Raw genomic sequence first — 24366 nt, 5'->3', positions numbered from 1 at the left:
GGCTCCGGGTCGAGTCAGGCCGCGGCCTGGGCCGCCAGGGCCTCGCGCCGGGTCACGAACAGCGACGTCAGCACGCCCGTGGCGATCACGCTCAGCACCACCGCGATGACGTAGAAGTTGAACGACTCGCCGAGCCACGCCTTGAGGTGGCCGTGGGTCAGCATCTTGCCGCCGATGATCACCAGCACCGCCGCCAGCGCCGGCTTGAGGTAGCGGAACCGATCCATCATCCCGGCCAGCGCGAAGTACAGGCTGCGCAGGCCCAGCATCGCGAACACGTTCGACGTGAACACCAGGAACGGGTCGGTGGTGATCGCGAAGATCGCGGGGATCGAGTCGACCGCGAAGATCAGGTCGGTGAACTCGACCAGGACCAGCGCCAGGAACAGCGGCGTGGCCAGGCGCGCGCCGCGCCGCGCCGCGGCCACCACGCGGTCGGGCGCAGCGGCGGCGTCGGGCGTGGCCGGGGCCTCGGCCGCTGGCGTCCCGGCGCGGACCAGGAACCGCGGGCCGTGGAAGCGCTCGGTGATCGGGATGAGGCGGCGGATCAGCCGCACCAGCCGGCCATCGGCGAGGTCGGCGCTGTCGTCCTTGACCAGCAGCATCTTGACGCCGGTCAGGATGAGGAACCCGCCGAAGACGTAGATGATCCACGCGAACCGGGTGATCAGCGCGGCGCCGGCGCCGATCATCAGGCCGCGCATCACCAGCGCACCGAGGATCCCCCAGAACAGCACGCGGTGCTGGTACATCGCGGGGACCTTGAGCGCCGCGAAGATCATCGCGATCACGAAGATGTTGTCGATCGCCAGGGACTTCTCGACGAAGAACCCGGTCAGGTACTTCACCATCGCCGAGCCGCCGTCGTTGTAGTAGGTCGTGCCGTCGGCGGAGACCCGCGCGGTCGCGGTGCCGTCGACGCCGGTGCCGAGGCCGAGCCAGTGCTGCTCGTAGCCCAGGTAGATCACCGCCGAGAACGTCAGGCCGAGGCTGATCCACAGGGCCGACCAGCCGAGCGCCGCCTTGACGCTGTCGAGCTTGTCGCGACGATGGAACACCCCCAGATCCAGGGCGAGCAGCCCGAGGATGAAGCCGACGAAGCCGAGGTAGAGCCAGATCAAGCGCGATCTCCGATGGACATGGCGACAAGATGGCGATGCCGGGGTAGCGGGTCGAGTAGAATGTTTGCTGATATCGATTCGGTTTTCTCGAACCGTTGGAGCGCGCCGATGGAATGGCTCAACTACCACCACTTGCTGTACTTCTGGGTGATCGCGCGGGAGGGCGGGCTGGCGCCGGCCGGCAAGATCCTGCGGCTGTCGCACCCGACCCTGTCGGCCCAGGTCAAGAAGCTCGAGGAGTCGCTGGGCGTGGCGCTGTTCGAGAAGCGCGGCCGCAAGCTGGCGCTGACCGAGACCGGGCGGGTCGCGTACCGCTACGCCAGCGAGATCTTTGGCCTCGGCGGCGAGCTGCGCGACGCGATCCGGGGCCAGCGCGGCGCCGGGCCGATGCGCCTGGTGGTCGGGATCAGCGACGTCGTGCCCAAGCTCCTGGTGCGGCACCTGCTGGCGCCGGCGCTGGCGCTGGCCGAGGCGCCGACGCTGGTGTGCCGCGAGGATCAGTTCGATCGGCTGCTGGCCGACCTGGCCGGGCACGAGCTCGACGTGGTGATCGCCGACGCGCCGGTGCCGCCGGGCGCGGCGGTGCGGGCGTTCAGCCACCTGCTGGGCGAGTCGGCGGTGACCGCGCTGGCGCCGCCGGCGCTGGCCCGGTCGCTGCGCAAGGGCTTCCCGCGCGGCCTCGACCACGCGCCGATGCTCTTGCCGCTGCCGGGCTCACCCCTGCGCCGGGCGCTCAACGCCTGGTTCGCGCGCCACGAGCTGACCCCGCGGGTGGTGGCCGAGGCCGAGGACTCGGCGCTGCTCAAGGCCTTCGCCGCCGACGGCATGGGCCTGGTGTTCGCGCCGTCGGTGATCGCCGCGCCGGTCGCGCGCCAGTACGATCTGGTCGCGATCGGCGAGGCCGACGGCGTGCGCGATCGCTTCTACGCCATCTCGATCGAGCGCAAGCTGGTCCACCCCGCGGTCGTGGCGATCCGCGACGCCGCGCGCCACGATCTGTTCGGGTGACCCGCGGCGCTACTCGCTGCGGCGCGGGATGCGCACGCCGCGCTCGTCGGCGGCGGTGATGGCCTCGTCGTAGCCGGCGTCGGCGTGGCGCAGGATGCCCATGCCGGGATCGCTCCTGAGCACGCGCGCCAGGCACCGGTCGGCCCGGGCGGTGCCGTCGGCGACGACGACCATGCCGGCGTGGAGCGAGTAGCCCATGCCGACGCCGCCGCCGTGGTGGAACGACACCCAGGTGGCGCCGGCCGCGGTGTTGACCAGCGCGTTCAGGATCGCCCAGTCCGCGACCGCGTCGGAGCCGTCCTTCATGGCCTCGGTCTCGCGGTTGGGCGAGGCGACCGAGCCGCTGTCGAGGTGATCGCGCCCGATCACGATCGGCGCCTTGACCTTGCCGGTCCGGACCAGCTCGTTGAAGCGCAGGCCGACGCGATCGCGCTCGCCGTAGCCGAGCCAGCAGATGCGCGCCGGCAGGCCCTGGAACGCGACCCGCTCCTGGGCCATCTTCATCCACCGCGCCAGGCCGTGGCTGTCGCCGATCTCGTCGAGCACGACCTGATCGGTGACCGCGATGTCGGCCGGATCGCCCGACAGCGCGGCCCAGCGGAACGGCCCACGGCCCTCGCAGAACTGCGGTCGGATGTAGGCCGGCACGAACCCGGGATAGCCGAACGCGCCGGCGCAGCCGCCCTGCTCGGCCTCGGCCCGCAGGTTGTTGCCGTAGTCGAACACGTGCGCGCCCTGGGCCTGCATCGCCAGCATCGCCTCGACCTGGACCGCCATCGACGCCCGCGCCCGCGCCACGTAGTCGTCCGGATCCCGGACGCGCAGCGCCGCGGCCTCGGCGAGCGTGTAGCCCTGGGGGACGTAGCCGTTGAGCGGATCGTGGGCCGAGGTCTGATCGGTGACCAGGTCGGCCAGCTCGCCGCGCCGGACCAGCTCGGCGTAGACGTCGGCGGCGTTGCCGACCACCGCGATCGACCGGGCCACGCCCTGGGCCGCGCAGGCCCGGGCCCGGCGCAGGCCGTCGTCGAGCGAGTCGGCGACCTCGTCGAGGTAGCGGGTCTCGAGCCGGCGCTGGACCCGGCTCGGGTCGATCTCGATCGCCAGGCACACGCCGCCGGCCATCACCACCGCCAGCGGCTGCGCGCCGCCCATGCCGCCGAGCCCGGCGGTCAGCACCACCTTGCCGGCCAGGTCGCTGCCCCAGTGGGTGCGGCCGGCCGCGGCGAAGGTCTCGTAGGTGCCCTGCAGGATGCCCTGGGTGCCGATGTAGATCCACGACCCCGCGGTCATCTGGCCGTACATCATCAGGCCCTTGCGATCGAGCTCGCGGAAGTGCTCCCACGTGGCCCAGCGGCCCACCAGGTTGGAGTTGGCGATCAAGACCCGGGGCGCCTCGTCGTGGGTCTTCCAGACGCCGACCGCGCGGCCCGACTGCACCAGCAAGGTCTCGTCGTGCTCGAGCCGGCGCAGCTCGCGCACGATCGCGTGGTAGTCGGGCCACGACCGCGCCGCCTTGCCGAGCCCGCCGTAGACGATCAGCTCGCTCGGGCGCTCGGCGACGTCGGGGTCGAGGTTGTTCATGAGCATGCGCAGGGCCGCTTCTTGCTGCCAGCCCTTGCACGTCAAGGTCGTGCCGTGGGGCGCGCGGACGATGGGCGCGTCGGTGGTCATGCGTTCTCCTGGTGCTACAGGGCCACGCCGGCGCCGCGGGCCGCGGCGAGCAGCGAGCCGTCGTCGATGAGCCCGCGCACCGCGACGATGTCGGGCGCGAGCGGTCGGTCGACCATCATGGCCGGCACCTTGGCACGGATCACCGCGTGGACCGCCTCGAGCGGCCTGGTGCTGGTCAGCGGCCGGCGCAGGTCGAGCCCCTGGGCCGCGCACAGGAGCTCGATCGCCAGGACCATGCGGACATGATCGTGGACCTGGGCCAGCTTGAGCGCGGCGTGCGCGCCCATCGACACGTGATCCTCGCGGCCGGCCGACGACGGGATCGAGTCGACCGAGGCCGGGTGGGCCAGCACCTTGTTCTCGCTGACCAGCGCGGCGGCGCTGACCTGGGCGATCATGAACCCGGAGTTGAGGCCGCTGTCGGGCGCCAGGAACGGCGGCAGCCCGCTCGACAGGTGCGGGTTGACCAGCTGCTCGACCCGGCGCTCGCTGATATTGGCGAGCTCGGCGATCGCGATCGTCGCGAAGTCGAGCGCCAGCGCGACCGGCTGGCCGTGGAAGTTGCCGCCCGAGATCATCTCGCCGCCGGCGACCACGAGCGGGTTGTCGGTGGACGAGTTGGCCTCGCGCTCGAGCACGGTGCGGCCGTAGGCGAGGGCGTCGCGCGTGGCGCCGTGGACCTGCGGCATGCAGCGCAGCGAGTACGGATCCTGGACCTTGCCGCAGTCGGCGTGCGACGCGGCGATGGCCGAGCCGGCCAGGAGCGCGCGCAGCCCGGCCGCGACCTCGATCTGGCCCGGGTGCGGGCGCGCGGCGATCACGCGCTCGTCGAACGCGGCCACCGTGCCCTTGAGCGCCTCGAGCGACATCGCGCCGGCGAGATCGGCGACCCGGCAGGTGGCCTCGGCGTCGTGGATCGTCAGCGCGCCGATGGCGGTCGGTGCTGGGTGCCGTTGAGCAGCGTCAGGCCCTCCTTGGCCTCGAGCACCATCGGCGCCAGCCCGGCGGCGGCGAGGCCTCGGCCGCGGGCACGTGCCGGCCACCGTGCTCGACCTCGCCCTCGCCGATCAACCCGAGCGCCAGGTGCGCCAGCGGGGCGAGATCACCCGACGCGCCGACCGAGCCGCGGCGCGGGATCACCGGGTGGATGCCGGCGGCGAGCATCGCGCACAGCCGCGCGGCGATCTCGGGCCGGGCGCCGCTGCGGCCGGTCGCCAGCACCGCGGCCCGGAGCAGCATCATCGCGCGGGTGGCGTCGCGCGGCAGCGGCTCGCCGATGCCCGCCGCGTGGGAGCGCACCAGGTTGATCTGGAGCGTACGCACCTGGTCGGCCGAGATCCGGACCTCGGCCAGGGCGCCGAAGCCGGTGTTGACGCCGTAGACCGCGGGCGCGCGATCCCCCTGGGCGACCACGCGATCGATCGACGCGCGCGCGGTCGCCATGGCGACGTCGGCGTCCGGCGCGATCGTCACCGGGCGATCGGCGCGCGCGACCGCGGCGATGTCTTCGAGCGTGAGGGGCAGGGAGCCGAGGGCGATCGGGGCGAGGGCGGTCACGGGTGCCTGTGTAGTCGCGCCGGTGCGTCAGGTCAACGCACGTCGACAACAGCCGCGCGCACGGGGAGAAAGGCCCAAATGTCGCCAGGTTCCGTTGACGGCGAGGCGCTCGAATGTTGATCTAAAGACGGTGTCCAACCCCACGGATCCGGGCGCGCCCGAGACGGCACGAGCAGGCGACGAAACAGGTCCTGACGCTGATCCGGGCGAGGGGATGCCGCGCTCCATGGCGTCCCGCATCGACGCGATGATGGCGTCGATCGATGACGACGAGCCCAGCGGCCAGAGCGCCGTGCCCGAGGCCATCGACGACGGCGGTGGGGGCGACGGCGGCGTGGTCGAGGGCGGCGTGGTCGAGGACGTCGTGGTCGAGGACGTCGTGGTCGAGGACGTCGCGGTCGAGGGCGCCGTGGTCGAGGGCGGGGGCGCCGTCGCCGACGTGCGTGTGGCCGAGGATGGTGCGGCCGAGGGCGCCGTGGTCGAGGTCGGCGCCGAGCTGGTGGCCGACGCCGAGGAGCTGTCGCTCGATGACGTGGCGGTCGAGACCGATCTCTCGGGCGAGGCCGAGGCCGCGGCGCCGGCCCCCCTCCGGGTGCCGCCGCCGCTCGCGATCCCGCCACGCCCGCCGGGCGCCCGGCCGCCGCTGCCGCCGGTGCCGTCGCTGCGCCCGCGCCCGCCAGCGGTCATGCCGCCGATGCGTCCGCCGGTGATGGTGCCGCCGACCGTGATCCCGACCGTGCTTCCGACTGGCGCGATCCCGGCCGAGGCCGCCGTCGACGTCGACGTCGACGTGCCCATGGGGGTCGGCGAGGTCAACGAGGTCGGCGACGTCAGCGACGTCAGCATCCCGCTCGACGTGGCGGACATCGGCGAGGTGTCGGGCGTGATCGCGCTGCCGGACGAGCCGGGGCCAGCGCCGGAGCCCGAGGCGCCGCCAGTGCCGGTCTCCGAGCTGCCGCTCGAGCACCGCCTCGAGTCGCCGACGGCGATCGAGCGCGCGCTCGGCGATCTCGGCGAGGCCGCGTGGGAGGAGCGCGCCGCCGAGGTGACGCGCCGGCTCGAGGCCGCCAGCGACCGCGAGCAGATCGCCGATCTCGCGTACGAGCTGGGCGAGCTGTGCGAGCGCCGCCTCGTCGACGAGGCCCGCGCGGTCAAGGCGTTCGGTCGGGCGCTGGCCAGCGATCCGTCGCTGCGCGCCAACCTGTGGGCGATCCGCCGGGTGTTCTACCGGCGCGGCCTGTGGCCCAACCTGATCAAGCTGATCGACGCCGAGTCGCGGTTCGCGATCGACGACGACGAGCGCGCCGACCTGTCGATCGAGAAGGCCGCGATCCTGGCGGACAAGCTCGGCAACACCGACGACGCGCGCGCGGCGCTCGAGGACGCGGTGCTCCTGTCGGCGACGTCGGTGCCGGCGCTGATCGCGCTCGAGCGCGTCGCCGACGATCCGGCCCGACAGGTCGAGGTCTGGGCCCAGCTCGCCGCCGCGTGCCAGCGGCCCGAGCGCAAGCTGGTCTACTTGCTCGATCAGGCGCGGTTCTGGACCGAGCGCGGCGACGACCTCGATCGCGCCCGTGAGCTGCTCACCCAGGCGGCGGCGCTCGGGGTCGAGCGCGAGCGGGTCAACGCCGAGCGCCTCCGCGTCGCCGAGCTCGCTGGCGATCGCGAGGAGATCCTGGTCGCCCTCGACGCCACCGCCAGCCACCTGGTCGCGCGGGCGGCGGCGGCCGGCGTGCCCGACGCGGCGGTGGCGGCCGCGACCCCGGGCCAGGCGCCTGGGCGCGCGGCGGCGTTGCGGCTCCAGGTCGTCGCGATCCGGCGGCGGCAGGCCCAGGTGGCCCGCGGCCTCGGCGCCGGCGACCGGGCGTGGGACTACCTCCAGGCCGCGATCGCGTTGGCGCCGGGCGAGCCGATCCTGCTCGCCGACCTGGCCGATCTCGCCGAGGAGCTGGGGCGCTACGACGAGCTCGCGGATCTGGTGCAGAGCTGGCAAGCCGTCGAGGGCGATCCCTCGCGCGCGCTGGCGCTGTCGATCCGGCGCGCCGACGCGCTCCTGCGCGCGGGGCAGCGCGAGCCGGCGCTGGCGGTGCTGGCCAGCGTCGAGGCCAGCGCGCCCGGCTTCGGCCCGGTGGTCGCGCTGCGCGAGCGCGACGCGCTGGTCGTCGGCGATCGCGCCGCCCTGGCCGAGGCCTGGGGCCGCGCCGGCGACGCCGCCCGGCTGGGCGAGGCGTTCGGACCCGGCGGCCAGCCCGATCCCGACGCCGCGGTGGCGGCGTACGTCGCGGCGGCCCACGCCTGGGTCCACGACGTCGGCGGCGAGCGCGGCGACGCCGCGGCCGACCTTGCCCTGGGCGCCGCCCGCGCGCTCGCGCCGACCGATCCGATCGTGATCGAGGCGCTGGTCGAGCTGCACGAGCGCGCCGGCCGCGTCGACGCGGCGGCCGAGATCCTGCGGGGCGTCGACGCGCCCGAGTCCGGGGCCCGGCTCGCGCGGCTGTACCGCAGCGCCGGCCGCGTCGCGGACGCGCTCGTGGTCGATCGCGCGCGCGCCGCCGCCCACCCCGACGATCTCGCGGTCGCCTGGCGCATCGACGGTGCGCTCGAGTACCTGGCGCTCGACGGCGAGCGCCTGGCCCACCTGACCGCGCTGGCCGAGCGCGAGCCCGAGCCGGCGCGCCGCGGCTACGCACGGGTGGCCGCGGCCCGCCTCGCCGAGGCCGCCGGCGACAACGACGCGGCCATCGAGCTGTACCGCAAGACCCTCGGCGACTGGCCCGACGATCAGTTCGCCGCGGCGGCGCTGCTCGCGGCGCTGCGCCGGGTCGGCCGCTGGGACGAGCTGGCGACCGCGCGCCGGGCCGAGGCCGACGGGCTCGCCGACGGCCCCTCGGTCGAGCGCGCGCTGCGCGAGGCCGCGTGGCTGTACGAGGACCGGCTGGCGCGCCCGCGCGACGCGCTCGCGGTCTACCGCCAGCTGCTCGAGCGGGCGCCCGACGACGTCCACGCCCGCGCCGGTGCGGTCCGCACGGCGATCGCCGCCGGCGAGCTCGGCAGCGCGGTGCGGACCCTCGAGCTGAGCGTCGACGATGGCGGTCCCGCGACCCTGGCCTGGGCGCTGGCCCGCGAGCGCGCGGGCGATCTCGACGACGCCGGCGAGGCGTACCTGCGGGCCGAGGCCGTCAGCGAGCCGGGCGCGGTCGCGGGCGTCCAGGCCGCGGTGGCGGCGCTGGTGCTGGCGTCGGGCCGCGGTGACACGATGCAGCGGGTCGCCGCTACCCGCGCCCTCGCCGCCCGGGCCGAGGAGCCGGCGCTGACGGCGGCGCTGCACGAGGATCTGGGCTGGCTCTACGCGCTGGTCCTCGAGGACTTCGACGAGGCCGCCGAGGCGTTCGCCGCGGCCGACCTCGACGGGCGCGCGGGCGTCGGCGCGCTCCTGGGCGCCGCGCTGGTCGCGGCGCGCCGCCAGGATCGCCCAGCGCTGGCCGCGGCGTTCACCCGGCTCGCGGGCCAGGTGGCGATGCCCGAGGCCGCGGCCGCGCTGCACCTGCGCGCGGCGGCGATCGCCACCGCCGCCGGCGAGTTCGACGTGGCCATGGCGCGGGTCAGCTCGGCGCGCGCGATCGCGCCCGACGACGTCGGCGCCCTCCTCGTCGCGGCCGAGCAGCACGCCACCGCGACGCCGCCGGCGCCTGGCGAGGACACCGCCGCGGCGATCGATCGGCTGCTGGCGCGCGCCGACGTGCTGGCGATGCGGTCGACGCTCGCCGACGATCCGGCGGCCCGCGATGGCTGGGAGCTGGATCGGGCCGAGGCGCTCGAGGCCGCGGGCCGCCTGCGCGAGGCCGGCGCCGCGGTCGCGGCCGTGCTGCGCGGCAACGCGGGCGACGTGCGTGCGCTCGAGGCGCTGATCCGCCTGGCCGCGCGTGGCGGCGATCCCGCGACCGAGGCCCGGGCGGCGCTGGCGCTGGCCGCGGTGACCGCGGGCACCGAGAGCAAGCACGCGCTCTACGCGCGCGCCGCGGCGATCTTCGACGGCACCGGGCGCGGCGCCGACGTCGTCGCGGCGGTCGCGGTGTACCGGCGCATCTTCGCCGATCAGCCCGGCACGCCGATCTTCGAGCGCCTCGCCGAGCTCGCGCGCGGCAAGGGCGACGTCCGGACGCTGATCGAGATCATCACCGAGCGGCTGGCGTGGCTGGCCGAGGGCCACGGCGCGGGCGACGACGCCGTGCCGCTGCTGTCGGAGCGCGCGCAGCTCCTCCTGGGTCTGGGGGACATGCGCGGCGCGGCCGACGATCTCGATCGCCTGCTCGCGCGCGCGCCCGATCACCGCGACGGCCTGCGGCGCCGCGCCGAGGCCGCCGGCGAGCTGGGCGAGGCCGAGGCCGCCGCCGCGCTGTGGCGCCGTTATCTGGAGGTCGAGACCGATCCGGTGGCGCGGGCCGACGCCGAGCTGATCCTGGCCCGGACCCTGGCCGAGGATCTCGGCGACGTCGCCGCGGCGATCGAGCAGGTCGAGCGGGTGATCTCGCAGCGGCCCAACGATCTGATGCTGCGCGAGCGCCTGGTCGGGCTGGCGTCGCAGGCCCAGCAGTGGCCCCGGGTCATCCGCGAGCTGCGCGAGATCACGCGGCTCCGCGTCAACCCGACCGAGCGCGCCCGCGACGAGCTCCGGCTGGGCCGGATCGCCCGCGACCACCTCCGCGATCCGGGCGAGGCGCTGGCCGCGTTCGACCGCGGGCGGCGGCTCGACCCGCTGCACCTCGACCTCCTGCGCGAGCAGGTCGAGCTGGCGGCCAGCGATCGCCCCGGCGCCCGCGCCGAGTTCCTGGCCCGCGGGGTCGACGACTTCCGGCGCGCGATCGACGCGAGCCCGACCAGCGTCGCGCTCTACGATCGGCTCGCGACGGTGTTCGGCTGGGCCGGCGATCGGGACGGGCAGTGGCTGGCCCTGGTGGCGCTCGAGGCCCTCGGCGCGCCCGGCCCCGACCAGCGCTCGCTGATCGCCGCGGGCCGCGAGCTGCCGCCGTCGCCGCCGTCGCGCCAGCTCCTCGACGCGACCGCGCGGGCGGCGTTGCGCGCGCCGCGCGCGGGCGGCGTGGCCGGCGACCTGTGGCGCGCGATCGCGCCGGCGGTCACGGCCGCGCTGGCGGTCGATCCCGCCAAGCTCGGGTTCGTCCGCGGCGACCGGATCGCGATGAAGGCGCTCGGCAAGAAGTACGAGGCGCTGGCGGCGACGCTGGTCGGGTTCGGCGCCAGCGACGTGGACATCTACGTCAGCGAGGCCCGCGCCGGCCAGGCTCGGGTGCTGTCGAGCGACACGCCGGTGGTGTGCTGCGGGGCCGACATCGCCAGCGGCGCCACCGCGCTCGCGCGGTTCCTGCTCGGCCGCGCCGCCTGGCTCGCGTCCGAGCGGACCGCCGCGCTGGCGGAGCTCAAGGACGCCGAGGTCGCGTGGTTCGTGATGGCCGCGCTCAAGGTCGCCGGGGTCCCGGCGCCGGCGGCGCTGGCCGCCGGCGTGGCGGGCGACGAGGCCGCGATCGCGGAGCGCACGCGGCTGGTCGACAAGCACATCGCGCGGCGCGACAAGAAGGCCGTGGCCGCGCTGGCCGGACGGATGGGCGAGCTCGGCGATCTGGTGAGCTGGCGTCAGGCCGAGCTGGCGTCGAGCAACCGCGCCGGCCTCTTGCTCGGCGGCGATCTCGGGATCGCGCTCGGCGTGCTCGACGTCGGCCGCGGCGGACGCCACCTCGACCCGGCGTCCGTCGACCTGGTGCGCTGGTCGGTGTCGGCCGATCACGCCGCGCTGCGCGATATCCAGCGGGCCCGCCCGACGGCGCCCGGAGGTGCTCGATGACGACCGGCGGTTCGGATCGCTCTGGTCCTGGTGCTGATGACGATCTCCTGTCCGAGCTCGACGAGTGGGACAAGACCTTCGACGCGCTGCACGCCGACGAGAGCCTGTTCTCAGGCGCGACCGTGGCGACGCCGTCGACGGCGTTCGAGAGCGGCGACGACGATGTCACGCGCACCGTCTCCGTGGCGACGCCGCCAGGACGGGCGCCGCTCGCCGATCCGCCCGCCGTCATCGCTGCAGCGCAGGCTGCGGCCGCGGCCGCCGAGGCCCAGGCCGCGGAGGCGCGCGCCGCTGAGGTCCGGGCCGCCGAGGGTCGCGCCGCTGAGGCTCGCGCGGCGGAGCTCCGAGCCACTGAGCTCCGGGCCGCGGAGGCTCGCGCGGCGGAGATCCACGCCGCTGAGGCGCACGCCGCTGAGGCCCGCGCCGCCGCGGCCCGGACCGCTGAGGCCCAGGCCGCTGACGAGCCGACCACGTCGAGCGCTGCGCCGACGGCGCCGTCGCTGGCGGCGTTCGACGAACCGACGGTGATGACCGCGGTCCCTGTGGCCCCGGTGGGCCCGCCGCCCGCGGCCGCGGTGCCCCGGCCGCAGCGCACCGGCGCGCGCACGACCCCGCCGCCGCCGCCCCGCGCCCGGACCGTGCCGCCGGTGGTGATCGCGCCCGCGCGCGGAGCACCGCCGCGTCCAGCGCCGGCGCCTGCGCCGCCGCCGTCGGCGAGCGAGTTCGACGAGACCGACTTCTCGGACCTCGGCTTCAGCGGCCCGCCCGAGGCGCTGGGGTCGCTGCTGGGTCAGCCGCCACCGCTGCCGCCGATCGAGGAGGTGTCGCCCGACGTCGCGGTCGCGTCGTTCGACGACGACGAGGTGCTGACGTCGGCGGTGCGGCCGGACGCCGCGATGCAGGCGCTGGCGTCGAGCGAGCCGATCGACGACGACCCGTTCGCGCCGTCCGCCGACGATCTCGACGAGCTGCGCCAGATGTCGCACCAGGCCAGCGGGGACATGACCCGGGTCGCCGACGTCCGCGCCGAGATGTTCGAGATCGACGAGACCATGGACCGCGGGGCCGGCAAGGTCCTGCCCGAGGACTTCTCCGATCCTGCGCGCGACCTCTCCGACGACACCTTCGATCGCGCCAACCGCACGCGCATCCTGAACCCCGACCACGAGCTCCTCGCGGAGGCCGGCGCGCACAAGAAGCCGATCCGGACGGCGGCGATCGTCCGCCGCGGCGATGTCGGCCAGCGCAAGCGCGCCTCGACCGGCGGGTTCGGCGGCGCCGAGTCGACCCGCGTGGCCGATCTGCGCGAGCTCGAGAAGCTGGCGCGCAACCGCGGCGACGAGCGCGCCGCTCGGCCGACGCCGAGCACCGGCTACCTGCCGCCGCCCGAGGCTGCGCCCGAGGAAGACTTCTACGCCGACATCGAGATCGGCGGCGACGAGGAGGAGGTGACCGGCACGCCCGCGTCGACGCGGCGCGTGACCTCGAACGTCGTCCGCCGCGCGGTCGACGCGCCGGGCCGGGCGTCGCGCCCGACCCCGACGATGTCGGTGCGGCCGCCCGAGCCCCTCGACGCCGCGGCCGCGCTCGAGGCCGAGGCGGCGCGGGCCGCCGCGGTCGCGCTCGACGATGATCTCGCGTTCGACGCGGCGATCGCCGAGTTCGCCGCGCCCGAGGTGACGCCGGTCGGCGAGCCCGAGCCGGTCGCGCCGAGCGCCGACGCCGTCGAGGCGGGCGACGTCGTCGACGTGGTCGAGGCCGTCGAGGCCGTCGAGGCCGTCGAGGCCGTCGAGGCGATCGAGGTGGACGAGGTGGTGGTCGAGGCACGTGCGGCCGCGCCGGCCGTCGAGGTCGCGGCCGTGGTCGAGGCGATCCCCGAGGCGATCCCCGAGCTGGTCGCCGAGTCCGGAGCGTTCGCGGGCGGCGCGGTCGAGCCCTTCGCCCAGGGTGGCGCCGCGGTCGACGACGTGCTCGCGTCCTTCGATCCCGCGCCCACGGCGGTGACGCCGGGCGCGGCGCCCGCGCCGATCGCACCGACCGCTCCCGATGACGACGAGTTCGAGCTGTCGGTGGAGCCGGCGCCCGAGCCGGCGTCGGTCGCGCCCGAGCCGGTCTCGGCCGCGGCGTGGGCGGACGACGGTGTCAGCCAGACCAAGATCGGGCCGCCGCCGGTGGCCCTCGCCGCCGATCGCTCGGGCCCCGCCGCCGCGCCGCCGGCCGTCGACCGGTCCGGACCGATCTTCGTCCGGCCCGCGCCGGTCCGCCCCGTCACGGCCCCGCCGGTCATGGTGCCCGACCCCGTCCCGGTGGCCGCGTCGGCCATCGCCGAGGTGGCGCCGTCGCCGGTCGGCGTCGCGCTGCCGCCCCCGATCTTCACCGACGTGCTGCCGCCGCTCGACCTCGACGCGCTCGCGCTGCCCGAGCACGCCGACCCGGCGGTCGGCTTCGACCCCGGCGAGGCCGCGGCCCGCGGCATCCTGCGGCTCGAGGGTGAGCTCGAGCTGATCGACGAGCCCCGCCAGCAGGCGGTGCTGCGGATCGAGGCCGGGCGGCTGTACGAGCGGCTCGGGGACACCGACCGCGCGCGCGCCAGCTACGACGCCGCGCTGCTGGCCGATCCGCGCGCGACCGCCGCTCTGCGCGGACTGCGCCGCATCGCCCGCGGCGCCGGCGATCTGGCCGAGGCCACGACCCACCTCGACGCCGAGCTCGGGATCGCCGGGCCGCTCGAGCGCCGCGCGCTCGCGCTGCACCGGGTCGATCTGTTGATGGCCGCGGCCGAGCAGGACCTCGCCCGCGTCGCGGTCGGCGAGCTCCTCGACGAGGCCAAGGGCGACGTCCGCGCGCAGCTCGCGCAGCTCGAGCTGGCGTTCCTCGACGGCCGCGCCGACGAGCTCGACGAGGCGCTCGAGCGCCTCGGCGCGGTGATCGCCGACCCGGCCCTGCGCGCCGCGGTCGACGTGGCCCGCGGTCACCTGCGCGATCGGCAGGGCGATCGGCCCGGCGCGATCAGCAGCTTCGCGACCGCGATCACGGCCGACGGCACGGCGCTCGCGGGCCACGTCGGGGCCGTCCGCGTCGCCGAGGGCGGCGCGGCGCTGGCCGCCCTCGCGGGGGCGGTCGGCTCGCCCACCGCGCAGGTGGGGCTCTGGCTCGAGGCCGCGCGCCGTGGCGTCGGCGAGGGCCTCGAGGCCGCGGCCCGGCTCGCGCCCGATGACCCCACGGTCCAGGCGGCGCTGCTCAACGCCGCGCTCGTGACGGGCACCCTGTCGGCCAGCGCGATCGCGCTGGCGCCGCGGGCGGCCGACCCCGCGCTGCGGCGCGCCGCGTCGCTGTGGGTGGCGGCGCGGCTGCCGGCCGACGATCCGCGGGTCGCCGAGCTCCACGACGCCGTGCTCGCCGTCGAGCCGGGCGACGAGCTCGCCACGACCGCGGTGATCAACGGCCGCCTCGGCAGCGGCGACGCCGCCGGCGCCGCCGAGGTGCTGCTGCAGCGGATCGGCGTCGGGCTCGGCGACGAGCTCGATCGCGTCCGCGCCGCGACGCTCCTGGCCGCCAGCGGCCAGCTCGAGCGCGCGCTCGATCTGGTGCCGGTGGCCGAGACCATCGACAGCCCGGCCGCGGCCGACGCCTGGGCCGACGTCCTCGGCGCCGGCGGTCAGGCCGATCGCCGCGGCGAGCTGCTCGCGTCGATCGCGGCGCGCTCCGACGAGCGGGTCGACGCCCGGCTGTGGGCGCGCAAGGCCGCCGCCGCGCTCGACCGCGCGGCCCGCCCCGACGAGCCGTCCTCGATGACGCGCGCGCTGGCGGCCTGGAGCCAGGTCGCCGAGCTCGGCGTCGACGCCGAGCTGGCGCACCCGCGCGCGATGGTCCTGGCCGCCGCGACCGGCGACGCCGACGTCATCACCAGCACCTGGGCGCGGGCCCAGGCCGCGGCCGAGTCGCCCGCGGCGGCGGCCACGATCGCCGTGGCGCGGGCGCGGATCGTCGCGGCCCACGGCGGCGACTGGCCCGACACCGACGAGATCCTCCACGAGGTCAGCGCGGCCGATCCGCGCCGCCTGGCCGCGACCGCCGCGCTCGGCGCCGCCGCTGGCGCCTGGGCCGACGTCGCGCTCACGTTCGAGGAGCGCGCCAGCGCGGTCGCCGCGACGGCGCCGCAAGAGGCCGCGCTCCTGCGCTACCGCGCCGCCGGCCTCCTGCTCGATCGCGGCGGCGATCCCGCGCGGGCCGCGACGCTGCTCGCGGCGATCGCCGACGATCACCCGAACCTCGCGTTCGTCCACGACGCGCTGGCCGCCGCGCGCCGGCGGCTCGGTGACGCGGCGCCCCCACCGCGCGCCACCCGGGTCGAGGGCAACCGCGCCGAGGGCTTCGCGCGGCTGGTCCGCGACGCCGAGCAGCTGGCCGAGCAGGGCGACAGCGTCGGCGCGCTCGCGCTGCTCGAGCGCGCGCTCGAGCTGCGGCCCCACGATCCGCTGGCGGCCGAGCCGCTCAAGCGGGTCGCGGCGGCGGTGGGCGAGGCCGGCCCGATCACCGCGCAGGCGCTGTCGGACCTGCGGCTGGCCGAGGACGCGGGCGACGCCCGCGCCCGGGCCGACGCGTACGAGGCGCTGGCCCGGGTCGACGGCGGCATCCGCGACGATCGCGCGTCGGCGCTGATCTCGATCGAGGCCGCGGTCGCCGCCGATCCGTCGCGCCTGTCGGTCATCCGCGAGCTCGAGCGCGCGTACGTCGGCGCCGGTCGGATCGCCGACCTCGCCGGCCTGCGTGAGCGCCAGCTCGCGGCCGAGCCGCCCGGGCCCGATCGCGTCGCGCTCGCGCTGGATCACGCGCTCCTGCTCGAGCGGCTCGATCGGCCCGAGGACGAGCTGCGCGCCGCGTACCAGGACATCCTGACCCAGGCGCCGCGGGCCCGGCGCGCGCTGTTCCAGCTCGAGAGCCTGGTCCGGCGCGGCGGCAGCTCGCCCGAGCTGGCCGCGCTCGAGGACGCGGTCGCCGCGTACTTCACCAGCGACCCACGCACGCGCTCGGCGTTCCTGACCCGCGGCGGTGAGACCCTGTCGGACCTGGGCCGGCTCGACGACGCCCTCGCGCACTTCCGCGAGGCCAACGAGCTGCGCAACGGCTACCCGGCCGCGCTCGAGGGCTGGCGCGACGCCGCGCTGCGCGGCCAGCTGTGGATCGACTTCGCCGAGGCCGCCAGCAAGGAGGCCACGCTGTCCGAGGACGCGGCCACCCGCGCGCGCCTGTGGCACCTCGCGGGCGTCGCGCTCATGGATCGCGCGCTGGCCGGGGAGCGCGCGATCGACGCCCTGCGCGCGGCGCTGGCGGCCGATCCGCACCACACCGACGCGTTCGTGCGCCTGCGGCTCTTGCTCGACGAGCAGGGCGAGCACGAGGCGCTGGCGGCGCTGCTCGAGGAGCGCCTGACCGTCGAGACCGACGGCGCCGAGCGGGTCGCGCTGCACCGCGCGATCGCCGAGCTCGCGCGCAACTTCCTCGAGGACCGCGAGCGCGCCAAGTACCACTACCGCGCGATCGTCGATCGCGCGCCAGCGGATCTGCGGGCCATCGCGGCGCTGTCGGACATCGCCTGGGAGCAGGGCGCGTGGGGCGACGCCGCCGACGCGCTGCTCGCGCGGGCGCGGCTCGAGCGCGACGCGACGATGCTGCGCAACATCCACTTCCGGCTCGGCATGATCTACGCCGATCGGCTGCCCGACGCGCCGGCGGCGATCCGCGCGTTCCAGCGGGTGCTGGCGCACGATCCCGACGACGAGTCGGCGCTCGAGCGCCTGGCCGACCTCGGCATCGCCACCGGCGAGTGGCGCATGGCGCTCGGCGCGTGTGAGCGCCTGGTCAAGAACGAGACCGTGCCGGCCCGCAAGGTCGCGCACCTGCACCGGGTCGGGCGCATCTTCGCCGAGGGCTTCGCCGATCGCCGCAAGGCCGAGCGCGCGTACCAGCTCGCCGTCGACGCGGCGCCCGACAGCGACGTCGCGCTGGCCGAGCTGATCAAGTTCTACGAGGCCGCCGGCGACGCGGCGTCGATCCGCGTCCACCTGGGCATGGTCGCCGCCGCGATGCGGCAGCGGATCGCCGGCGGCATCGAGCCGGGGGCGTTCCGGGTCTTGGCCCGGGTCGCGCGCGCGCGCCACGACGCCGGCGTGGCCGGGCAGGGCGCGGTCCACCGCGCCGCGGTCGACATCGCCCGCATGCTCGGGGCCGACGCCGAGGGCGCGATCGGCGCCGGCTCGGTCCAGCTCGCGGGCCTGCTGCGGCCCGAGGCCGACGAGCTCCTGTGGCCGCCGGCGATCTCCGGCGGGCTCCGCCAGATGGTGACGCTGCTCGGCGATCGCCTGGCCAAGCACGTCGGGATCGACCTGCGGCCCTACGGCGTGACCCGCGGCGATCGCCTGCGCGCCAAGGACAGCCCGGTGGCCGCCGCCGCGCAAGAGGTCGCCGAGAGCTTCGGCCTCGGCGAGATCGACGTGTACGTGTCGACCCGGCAGCCCTACGCGATGGTGGCCGAGCCGACCAGCCCGCTGTCGCTGGTGATCGGCGCCGCCGTCGCCGACGGCAACCGGCTGGCCGCGGTCCGCTTCGCCGCCGCGGGCGCGCTGCGCATGGCCACCGCCCACCTGTCGATCCTCGCGCGCCTGCCCGAGGACGAGCTCGGGGTGCTCGTCGTCGCGCTGCTGCGCCTGTTCCAGCCCGACCTGCCGTACCTCGCCGTCGACAACGACCAGGTGGGCCTGCAGATCCAGCGGCTGCGGCGGCTGATCCCGTCGGGGCTCCTGACCGAGCTGCGCACGCACGCGGCCGGCATCGACACGACGTCGTTCGATCACCACGCGCTCCACCGCGCGCTCGAGATCGCCGCCCACCGGGCCGGCCTGGTCGCCGCGGGCGGCGCCGGGGCCCCGCTGGCGCTCCTGGCCGCCCGGGCCGGCGCGCCCGATCTGACCGCCGGCTACCGCGACCCCGCGGTGGCCGCGCTGGTGCAGTTCGCGGTCAGCGAGGACTTCGCCGCCCTGGCGGCGCTGTGCCAGGCGTGAGCCGCAGGCCGCGGATCCGCGCGGTCCGGACGTGATCGCGGCCACATCGTCGCTGGCGCGAACGTTGCGTTCGGAGCGGGCCGTGGGTGAGGTATCATCGCCAACTGGAGGAAATCGCATGCGGGCTTACGCCGCGCGGGCCGTCATCATCCCGATCGCGCTGTCACTGCTGGCTACTGTCGTAGCCTGCGGCGGCGGCGACGCGCCGGTCCTCGACTCGATCGATGACCAGATCGTCGCGGTCGGCGCCGAGCTCACGCTCACGCTCCGGGCCACCGATCCCGACGGCGACGCGATCAGCTACTCGTTCCACGCCGACGTGCCGGACCTCGGCGACCGCGCGACGATCACGACCACGCCGGCCGGCGCCGGCCTGTTCCGGTGGCGTCCGCTCGCCGCCGACGTCGGCACCTGGCACTTCGACTTCATCGCGTCCGACGGCGACAACGACACCACGGTCACCGTCACGATCGAGGTCAAGAGCGCGGTCGGCGACCAGACCACGCCGGTGTTCCGGCAGCCGCTGGGCTCCGGCACCACCCTCGATCTGGCGACCCGGCAGTGCCTCGACCTCGACGTCGTGATCGAGGATCAGGACTCGCCCGAGGTCACGATCACGCAGGAGGACCCGGTGATCGAGGGCGCGTCCCTCGACGTGGTCAGCGGCCTGGCCGCGGTCTGGCACTGGTGCCCGAGCCGGGCCCAGATCGACGCCGACGATCGCTACACGCTGACGCTGGCCGCCGACGACGGCGACAACCCCAAGGTGATCAAGAACTATCTGGTCGTGCTGCGGCGCCCGACCGAGATGAACTGCCCAGGCGCGCCCCCGGTCGTGACCCACAGCCCGACCAACGAGACCACGATCGTCGATCTCACGATCGACGCCACCGTGTCCGACGACCTCGGGCTCAAGCAGCCGCCGCTCCTGTACTGGTCGACGACCCCGCCGGCGGCCACGCCCGATCTGGCGACGATGACCCAGGCGACGATGCTGCTGATCAGCGGCACGATGCAGTCCGGGGTCTGGGCCGCCGACGTGCCCAACCCGGTCGCGAGCATGCCGGCCGGCGCGGTCGCGACGCTCTACTACGTGATCGTCGCCAACGACGACGACGACCCCACCGGCACGTGCGATCACGAGACCCAGTCGCCCGCCACCGGCGCCTACCAGATGCGGGTCACCAACCCGGGCGGGGCCGGCAACCTGGGCCTGTGCGAGAGCTGCTCGGCCGACGTCCAGTGCGGCGGCGCTCAGGACCACTGCGTCCACGTCGGCCAGACCGACAGCTGCCTCAAGCTCTGCACCGGCGCGGCCGGCGAGTGCCCCAGCGGCTACACCTGCTCGGCGGCCGCGGTGGTCTCGGTCAACGGCGCCTCGTCCCGGCAGTGCATCCCGACCGCCGGCACCTGCACCGCCGCGCCGACCTGCACCGACGACATCTTCGAGGACAACGACACCCGGGCCCAGGCCAACGCCAACCTGCCGGATCTCGATCCCGACACCTACGACTTCACCAGCTGCCCGCTGCCCGACGGCTCCAACGACGACGAGGACTGGTTCCCGATCACGCTGACCGCCGCCGCGACGGTCACGTTCACCCTGGCCGGCCAGGGCGTCTCGGACCTCGACCTGGCGCTCTACGACAGCGTCGGCACCCGGCTGGTGTCGGCGACCGGGCCGACCTCGAACGAGACGGTCAGCGCGTGCCTGGCCCCCGGCCGCTACTACATCCGGGTCTACGCCTGGGGCGCCGGGACCATGAACAACTACCAGCTCACCTACGCGCGCGTGAACGGTGCGTGCCCGATGGTGTGCACCGACGACAGCCACGAGCCCGACGACAACGCCACGCAGGCGCGCACGATCACCTACGGCGGCTTCACCTCGACCGGCGACCAGATCTGCGCCGGGGACGACGACTGGTACCGCGTGGCCCTGTACGACACCGAGACCGTGACGGTCGACCTGACCTTCACCCACTCGGCCACCGGCGACCTCGACCTCCACTTCTACAACTCGAGCGGGGTCGACCTGACGCCGTGCACCGAGGCCAACCCGTCGACCTGCACGTCGGCCCAGGGCCAGGGCACGTCGTCGAACGAGCACTACACGTTCACCGCGCCGGCGGCGTGCTCGTCGCTGTGCACCTACTACGTGGTCGTGCACGGCTGGGCCATGTCGCAGAACAGCTACTCGATCTCGATCCTGGCCCCGCCGTGAGGGTCGCGCTGGGCCTCGCGGTCGCGGTCGCGGCCGGCGGCTGCGCCTCGTCGTCGCCGCCCGACGTGGCGCTCGAGGGCCTGGCGCTGGCGGCCCTGGCGCCGCAGACGATCGTGCCAGGCACGACCCTGGCGATCGACGGCGACTCGTTCGTCGAGGCCGCGTGGGGCGACTCGACGCTGGTGCTGGCCGGCGACGCCGGTGGCGCCGAGGTCGAGCTGCGCTTGCCGGCCACGTTCGTCGACTACGACCACATGACCGCGGCCATCGATCAGTCGGTCATCGTCGATCTGCGCGGCGACGCCGGGCCGGTCACCTTCACCGGCGACGCGGTCATGGAGGTGGTGTCGGTGGTCGACGGCGAGACCTACCGGTCGGCGCCGCTGGCGGTGCAGCTCGAGGTCGCGCCGACCTTGACGCCGACGATCGACACGCTCGAGTCGAGCGGCGTCATCTTCGTCAACGACGAGCTCGAGGTCGCGGGCCACGGGTTCCTGCTCGGCGGCGGCGAGGGCCAGACCGTCGCGGTCGTGCGCGGGTGCTTCACGCCCCAGGGCATGACCACCTGCGCGCCGGTCGCGGCCCAGACCGTCCCGCTGGTCCCGGCTGGGGCGTTCGCGCGCGATCGCGGCACGTTCCGGTTCGTCCCGGCGATCGCCGGCATCCGCGGCGGCACCTTCACCGGCACCGTGACGATCGAGAACCGCCCGGCCGAGGGCGCGCCGCGCGCGGCCGGCGCCGTCGACGTCGGCTACGATCTCGTCACCGCGCAGATCTTCCAGATCGAGCCCGCGGCCGCGAGCCTGGGCCAGTACGTCGAGATCCGCGGCGGCGGCTTCGTCGGCGGCGCCGCCGGCGCCACCACCGAGGTCCGGCTCCAGGGCACGTTCACGCCCACCGGCGCTCCCGGCGGCGCGCCGGTCGATCTGGTCCTGATCCCCGAGTTCGTCGCCGGCGAGCGGGTCCGCTACGTGATCAACACCGACGACGCGCTCGGCCAGGCCATCGACCTGCGCGCGGTGACCGGCGCGTTCCAGGGCACGATCACGCCGATCGTGCGCTACGGCGGCGACACCGTGACCGGCCCCGGCAAGACCGTCACGCTCGGCATCGCGCCGGTCAAGCAGGTGGTGTTCGTCGACTTCCGCCCGAGCTACGTCGAGAGCCTGCGCACCTTCGGGCTGCGCGCGGTCGACGCCGCGATCCGCCAGCGCGTGCTCGACGTGGTCCGGGCCGCGTACCCGGCGGTCAACATCGAGTTCCGCACCGCGGCGCCGACCGACTTCGCGCTGTTCTCGCTGGTCGAGATCCACGGCCCCGATCCCAACGGCATGGGCCTGTTCGGCTACGACAACACGCCCGGCAAGGACACCGGCAACGTGCGCCTCTACGACCGCCTCGGCGGCGTCAACGCGGCGACCCAGCAGGACGGCTACCCCGGCTACGGCGGGGTGTTCATCGAGTCGCTGATGGGCTTCTCCGAGCACCCGGCCGCGGGCATGTCGCTGTCCGGCGCCGATCCGATGTTCGACGCCATCTTCGATCCGCTCCGGCCCGATCGCGGCGACGTCGTCGTCGGCGCCGACCTGGCCGGCGGCGTCCCGACCATCGACGGCGGCGCGTGCCCAGCCAGCGACCGGCGCGATCGGATCGCGTGCGCGGTCTGGTCGATGGGCGCGCTGATCGGCGGCACGCTCGCCCACGAGATCGGCCACAGCCTCGGGCTCGCCAACCCCGGCGGCGACGGGTTCCACAACGCCGGCGACGAGATCGATCGGCTGATGGACGCTGGCGGCGATCGGCCGTTCCCCGAGCGCGCCGTGCTCGACGGGCAGGGGCCCGCGGTCTTCTGCGACGCCGAGTACGACTACCTCCGCCAGATCCTGCCGTCGTCGGCGCCGGCCGATCCGTCGCCGCGCCCGCCCTGCTGAGCCGCGGCGCCGCACCGGGCTCCGGCGCCGGGGGCGCCGGCGTCGCCGTCGGCGACCCGGTCAGCGGCCGCCCGCTCGAGCTCCGCGCCCGGCGTCGCCGTCGGCGACCCCGTCAGCGGCCCGCTCCGGCGCCGACCCTTCCCGCCCGCTCACCGCCTCGGCGCGCGGCCCGAGGACGGGCGGCCCGGCGTCGGGCCGCCCGACACCCGCGCCTCAGCCGCAGACGCCGGCCGTACAGGTGAAGTACGACCAGGTGTCGCCGGCCGCCGGGGTCGAGTTGGTGTCGGCGCCGCAGTCGAGGTCGGCGCCGCACGACGGCACGCAGATGTTGGTGTTGAAGCCGGACGTGCAGGTGAAGCCGGCGCCCAGCGACGCGCAGTCCGCGGTGGCCGTGCAGGCCTTGGTGCACACGCTCTCGGCGGCGTCGGCCTCGAACGCGAAGTACGAGCACGCGCCCGACATGCAGTCGTCGCCCGAGTCGCACGCCGTGCCCTCGGCCCGGGTCCCGGGCGCGATGAACTGGCAGGCGCCGGCGGTGCACGCGCCGCGGTAGACCTGGGTCGAGTACTCGGTCGCGCAGTCGGCCGTCGTGGTGCACACCGACACGAGCGTCCGGGTCGCGGTGACCGTGTACGCGGCGGCCGCGGCCACCGGCGGGTCCGCGAACAGCGTGAGGCGGATGTAGTGGACCCCGGCCGGCAGGTGGGTCAGCGTCACGGCCTCGGGGTTCTTCCAGAACGACAGGCCCTCGAGCCGGCCGGTGCTGTCGAACACCGCGACGTCGATGTCGGCCGTGCCGGTCCACGAGGCGCTCACCGTCAGGCCCTCGCCCGGCGCGGTGGTCGTGACCTTGTACCAGTCGGCCTCGGTCGCCGGGGTGTTGCAGACCGCGCCGGTCAGCGAGGTCGCCACGCCGATGACGCCGGTCAGGTCACGGGCGGCGGCGGGGCCGTCGTCGGGCTCGCTGGCGTCACCGGTGCACATGTCGACGCCGGCGACGCAGGTGCCAGCGGCGCTGCAGATCGGCGTCCCGGCGGTGGTGCACTGGAAGTCGTTGGTGCACTCCGGCAGCGCCAGGGTGACGGTGTACGCGATCGGATCGCTGGTCGGGGTCGACGCCTGCGACACGTACTGGCGGATCTGCAGGTAGTACGTGCCCGCGGCCGGGATCGCGACCAGGCGAGCCTCGCTGTTGGCGACGGTCGACAGGCCCGACGCGACCACGGCGCCGGTGGCGTCGAGCACCGAGAAGTCGAGGTCGGCCGCCAGCGTCCACGCGACGTTGATGCTGATCGAGCCTGCGCCCGGGGCGGTGAACTTGTACCAGTCGTCGCCGTTGGCGGTCCCGCACACCGACGCGCCCGAGGTCACCGGGGTCATCGCGGTCGGGAAGCCGATCATACGCGCCGCCGCCGGGCCGTTGTCGTTCTCGCCGGTGGTGTCACCGGTGCAGGTGCCGGCGCCCGCGACGCAGGTGTTGGTCGTGTCGCACACCGGCGCGCCGGTGGTCGGGCAGTCGAACGAGTTGCCGCACTGGACGCAGGTGAAGTCGACGCAGAACGGGGTCGCGCCCGAGCAGTCCATCGCGTCCTGGCACTGGGCCTCGACCACGTCGACGGTGTAGTCGCCGCTCTCGGTGGCCGCGTAGCTATCGACGATCACGAACGCCGTGCCGCTCAGGGGCGCGGCGAACGCCAGGGTCTCGCCGGCGGTGGTCGCGTCGCGGAACGCCAGGCAGCTCCCGGCGGTCGGGCCGGTGTCGTTGCACATGGTCGCGACGTAGAGCGACAGGTCGGCGGCGGAGGTCAGCGTCACCGCGTAGGTGGCGGCCGGCGGTCAGCCCGGCCAGAGCGATTGTCTGGTCGTTGCCCACCGGCGCGAAGTAGCCCGCCTCGTCTGCGCACGCGCCCATCGTGACGGTCAGATCGGCGCTGCT

General features: G+C 75.4%; 8 protein-coding genes and 2 pseudogenes. 5 read left to right on the top strand and 5 right to left on the bottom strand.

Features of this window, described 5'->3' with window-relative positions:
• Positions 1–14 precede the first annotated feature (14 nt).
• Positions 15–1121: a TerC/Alx family metal homeostasis membrane protein gene (locus IPL61_01185; GenBank protein MBK9029948.1), complete on the bottom strand. Its 1107-nt coding sequence runs from the start codon at positions 1119–1121 to the stop codon at positions 15–17.
• Positions 1122–1229: 108 nt separating this feature from the next.
• On the opposite strand from IPL61_01185, the gene IPL61_01180 reads away from it, so the two are divergent.
• The gene (locus IPL61_01180) at positions 1230–2129 is read left to right on the top strand and encodes a LysR family transcriptional regulator (GenBank protein MBK9029947.1); all 900 of its coding nucleotides are present in this window, start codon (positions 1230–1232) and stop codon (positions 2127–2129) included.
• A 9-nt stretch (positions 2130–2138) separates the two neighbouring features.
• On the opposite strand, the gene hutU is transcribed toward IPL61_01180, so the two are convergent.
• Together hutU and hutH are read right to left on the bottom strand one after the other, a co-directional pair.
• On the bottom strand, positions 2139–3800 hold the full coding sequence (gene hutU / locus IPL61_01175) for a urocanate hydratase (GenBank protein MBK9029946.1): 1662 nt from the start codon (positions 3798–3800) through the stop codon (positions 2139–2141).
• A 14-nt stretch (positions 3801–3814) separates the two neighbouring features.
• A pseudogene (hutH, locus tag IPL61_01170) lies at positions 3815–5243 on the bottom strand (histidine ammonia-lyase).
• A gap of 340 nt (positions 5244–5583) precedes the next feature.
• On the opposite strand from hutH, the gene IPL61_01165 reads away from it, so the two are divergent.
• Positions 5584–11214, top strand: coding sequence for a hypothetical protein (locus IPL61_01165; protein ID MBK9029945.1), 5631 nt, complete (start codon positions 5584–5586; stop codon positions 11212–11214).
• Positions 11215–11324: 110 nt separating this feature from the next.
• Here the strand turns inward: IPL61_01165 and IPL61_01160 are convergent, their stop codons facing one another.
• The gene (locus IPL61_01160; GenBank protein ID MBK9029944.1) at positions 11325–12191 is read right to left on the bottom strand and encodes a pentapeptide repeat-containing protein; all 867 of its coding nucleotides are present in this window, start codon (positions 12189–12191) and stop codon (positions 11325–11327) included.
• Between the two features lie 75 nt (positions 12192–12266).
• Between IPL61_01160 and IPL61_01155 the strand changes: the two genes are divergently transcribed.
• The 3 genes from IPL61_01155 to IPL61_01145 all read left to right on the top strand — a co-directional run bounded on the left by IPL61_01155 (position 12267) and on the right by IPL61_01145 (position 22430).
• Positions 12267–18275, top strand: a complete 6009-nt coding sequence (locus IPL61_01155) for a hypothetical protein (protein MBK9029943.1) — start codon at positions 12267–12269, stop codon at positions 18273–18275.
• A gap of 118 nt (positions 18276–18393) precedes the next feature.
• Complete coding sequence (locus IPL61_01150; protein ID MBK9029942.1) at positions 18394–20499, top strand: pre-peptidase C-terminal domain-containing protein; 2106 nt, start codon at positions 18394–18396, stop codon at positions 20497–20499.
• On the top strand, positions 20496–22430 hold the full coding sequence (locus tag IPL61_01145) for a hypothetical protein (GenBank protein MBK9029941.1): 1935 nt from the start codon (positions 20496–20498) through the stop codon (positions 22428–22430). The genes IPL61_01150 and IPL61_01145 overlap by 4 nt, the downstream gene beginning before the upstream one ends.
• Positions 22431–23356: 926 nt before the next feature.
• Here IPL61_01145 and IPL61_01140 read toward each other — a convergent pair.
• A pseudogene (locus IPL61_01140) lies at positions 23357–23452 on the bottom strand (AraC family transcriptional regulator).
• Positions 23453–24366 lie beyond the last annotated feature (914 nt).

The organism is Myxococcales bacterium, assembly GCA_016717005.1.
GTDB lineage: Bacteria > Myxococcota_A > Polyangia > Haliangiales > Haliangiaceae > UBA2376.
Note: the sequence above shows the minus strand (reverse complement) of the source record. Positions and strands in the feature narration are given on the sequence as shown.